Origin of the sequence: Mesorhizobium sp. M7A.F.Ca.CA.002.09.1.1, assembly GCF_003998555.1 — a bacterium.
In the GTDB taxonomy this organism is placed as follows: Bacteria; Pseudomonadota; Alphaproteobacteria; order Rhizobiales; family Rhizobiaceae; genus Mesorhizobium; species Mesorhizobium ciceri.
The window spans coordinates 1-3504 of the sequence record NZ_RZRR01000609.1; the positions used below are offsets into that span (position 1 = coordinate 1).

Here is a 3504-nt window from a genome sequence, read left to right on the forward strand (position 1 = left end):
CCGCCATTCATGCCGCCCTGTTCGAAGGCGGCGTGGCCGAAGCGGTCATAGGCCGCGCGCTTCTGCGGGTCTTTCAGCGTCTCGTAGGCTTCGTTGATTTCCTTGAACTTGTGCTCGCAGGAATGGTCGCCGGGGTTGCGATCGGGATGGAACTGCATGGCGAGCTTGCGGAAAGCGCTCTTGAGCTCCTTCTCATCGGCGCCTTTTTGCACGCCCAGCGTCTCGTAGAAATCAGCTTTCATTTTTTCCCGCTGTCCGGATGCTCAACGTCTTGAAGCATTGTTGCGTCTCTTGCCGGCACTGACGCTTCGATTTAGGTGCGATGGAAGGGGGATGCCAGTGTCGACGCGGCTTTGCCTGCATTTTTTCAGCAAGGCCCGCTGTTTTTCTGCAAGGGGTTGCAAAAAAGCCCGGCCTTCGCCGGGCTTTTCGCTTTATCTTGCCGTCAAACGGTTCAGGCCGACTTCTTCTTGTCGTCGTCCTCGTCGATTTCCTCGAAATCGGCGTCGACAACGTCACTGTCCTTGGCGGCGTCCGCCTTGGCGTCGGCTTCCGCCGCTTCCTTCTGCGAAGCCTCGTACATGGCCTGGCCAAGCTTCATAGAAGCCTCGGCCAGCGCCTGGCTCTTGGCTTCGATGTCGGCCGCGTCGTCGCCTTCGGTCGCGGTCTTCAGCGCCGCGATCGCGTCGGAGATCGCCGTGCGCTCGCCTTCCGAAACCTTGTCGCCATATTCCTTCAGCGACTTCTCCGAGGAATGCAGCAGCGCTTCGGCCTGGTTGCGGGCCTCGACCAGCGCACGCCGCTTCTTGTCGGTCTCGGCATTGGCCTCGGCGTCCTTGACCATCTTCTCGATGTCGGCGTCCGAAAGACCACCCGATGCCTGGATGCGGATCTGGTGCTCCTTGCCGGTGCCCTTGTCCTTGGCCGAAACGTTGACGATGCCGTTGGCGTCGATGTCGAAGGTGACCTCGATCTGCGGTACGCCGCGCGGCGCCGGCGGAATGCCGACCAGGTCGAACTGGCCGAGCGCCTTGTTGTCGGCGGCCATTTCGCGCTCACCCTGGAAGACCCGGATGGTCACTGCCGACTGTGAGTCCTCGGCCGTCGAGAACACCTGGCTCTTCTTGGTCGGGATCGTCGTGTTGCGTTCGATCAGGCGGGTGAACACGCCACCCAGCGTCTCGATGCCGAGCGACAGCGGCGTCACGTCGAGCAACAGCACGTCCTTGACGTCGCCCTGCAGCACGCCGGCCTGGATGGCGGCGCCGAGAGCGACGACCTCATCCGGATTGACGCCCTTGTGCGGCTCCTTGCCGAAGAACTGCTTCACGATTTCCTGGATCTTGGGCATGCGGGTCATGCCGCCGACCAGAACGACTTCGTCGATCTCGCCCGCCTTCAGGCCGGCATCCTTCAACGCCGCCTTGCAAGGGGCAATCGTGCGCTGGACGAGGTCGTCGACCAGCTGCTCGAACTTGGCGCGCGTCAGCTTCAGCGTCAGGTGCTTCGGCCCGGTCGCGTCGGCGGTGATGAAGGGCAGGTTGATTTCGGTCTGGGTGGTCGACGACAGCTCGATCTTGGCCTTTTCAGCCGCCTCCTTGAGGCGCTGCAGGGCAAGCTTATCGTTCTTCAGGTCGATGCCCTGTTCCTTCTTGAACTCGGCCGCCAGGTATTCGACCAGGCGCATGTCGAAATCCTCGCCGCCGAGGAAGGTGTCGCCATTGGTCGACTTGACCTCGAACACGCCATCGCCGATTTCGAGCACCGAAATGTCGAACGTGCCGCCGCCAAGGTCATAGACGGCAATGGTCTTGCCTTCCTTCTTGTCGAGGCCATAGGCAAGCGCTGCCGCGGTCGGCTCGTTGATGATGCGCAGCACTTCAAGGCCGGCGATCTTGCCGGCATCCTTGGTCGCCTGGCGCTGGGCGTCGTTGAAATAGGCCGGAACGGTGATGACCGCCTTCTCGACCTTTTCGCCGAGATAGGCTTCCGCCGTCTCCTTCATCTTCTGCAGGATCATGGCCGAAATCTGCGAGGGCGACTGCTTCCTGCCGCCGGCTTCGACCCAGGCATCGCCATTGTCGCCCTTGACGATCTTGTAGGGGACAAGCTTCTTGTCCTTCTCCGTCACCGGATCGTCATAGCGGCGGCCGATCAGGCGCTTGACCGCGAAGATGGTGTTTTCAGGATTGGTGACCGCCTGGCGCTTGGCCGGCTGGCCGACCAGACGTTCGTCGTCGCCCGAGATGGCGACGATGGAAGGCGTCGTGCGCGCGCCTTCCGCATTCTCGATTACCTTGGGCTCCTTGCCATCCATGATGGCGATGCAGGAGTTGGTGGTGCCGAGATCGATACCGATTACTTTTGCCATTTCTCTAGTCTCTCCGCTAAGCAGGCTCTCAGGACCCGTACAGGCGTTCCGACGAAAGCCCCTGTTCACAAGAAATCCCGTTCCGGCAACCGGCATTCCGGCGCCGAACGGCTTGGCGCGTATATAAGAACAGGCGGCATCGCGCGCAAGCATTCTGCGCAGGCCTTCCATGAACCTTTCCATCTCCGCCCGCGACTGATCTCTAGGTGCCGCATGGTGCGGCCCGGAAAGGAAGCCCCCATGACCAATAACCCAGAGGCTCTGCGGTCTCCGGGAACAACAGGAGCTCGGCGCGACCACCGCCTTCGGGACGGGGTCGATGCGCTGGGCTTTCCGCTGATTCCGTTGACCCTGCGTAAGACCAGGCGTATCGTCGTCTTGAGGAAAGCAGACAATTCGATCAGGGAAGAACGAGCCGGACCGCCGCGCCTTGCCCTGATTTGCGCGGCCAGCCCCGACGTTCTCCCGTCGACTACGGGGGGTAGTGTCATGTCTCGCATCCGCGGCTCGTTCGTGTCGTCTCTTGATGGCGGCTTGCGCCGTGCTGTGCATCCAGGCGGGTTGCTGGCGCTGGCACTCGGCCTGTGGCTGGGCGCCGCGCAGGCGCAGGAAACCCGGATCATCTATCCCGGCTCGATGGCGGTGACCGGATTCTCCGGCACCATCATTCCCAATTTCGACCCCCCTGATTCCGAAAAAGAGGGCCTGCCGCCCGGCGTCGATCCGGTCGACGAAACCTTCATCGACCCCACGCGCGCCACCTTGCGCGTGTTCGACGTTTCGCATCTGGGCGGCCCAGCCTCCGGCCAGCTGGTCAACACGCCGCCGCCCTTCGAGGTGACGGCGGAGCAGATCGGCCAGGTGTTCGGCGTCACCTATGATGACGGCGTGCGCGACGGCGTTCCATCGGGCATTCCCAATCTCTATGCCGGCGCCACCTCGCTGCACGGCATCCGTATCGTCACCCCGGATGCCGACGATGACGGCCGCCCCGAGAGGCAGCGCCGCGGCGCTGCCGGCGCCACCTTCATGGATGGCCAGTTCGGCACCGAAAACGGTGGCGGGCCGGGCACCGTCTGGAAGATCGACGGCATCACCGGCCAGGTCTCCAAATTCGCCGACATCGACACCAA

General features: G+C 62.7%; 2 protein-coding genes and 1 pseudogene. 1 reads left to right on the forward strand and 2 read right to left on the reverse strand.

Going from position 1 to position 3504, the window contains the following annotated elements; translation table 11 throughout:
* Both EN994_RS22965 and dnaK read right to left on the reverse strand, forming a co-directional pair.
* Positions 1-242: DnaJ domain-containing protein (locus tag EN994_RS22965; protein ID WP_164746095.1), on the reverse strand; the 242-nt coding region annotated here is incomplete at its 3' end.
* A 212-nt stretch (positions 243-454) separates the two neighbouring features.
* Entirely contained in the window at positions 455-2371 is a 1917-nt protein-coding gene (gene dnaK, locus EN994_RS22970) for a molecular chaperone DnaK (protein WP_024502156.1), read from the reverse strand.
* A gap of 213 nt (positions 2372-2584) precedes the next feature.
* On the opposite strand from dnaK, the pseudogene EN994_RS22975 reads away from it, so the two are divergent.
* Positions 2585-3504, forward strand: a pseudogene (locus EN994_RS22975) (hypothetical protein); the annotation flags it as partial.

Coding starts and splice junctions, on each gene's coding strand:
- dnaK (WP_024502156.1), bottom strand. CDS start 2,371: ATGGCAAAAGTAATCGGTATCGATCTCGGCACCACCAACTCCTGCATC.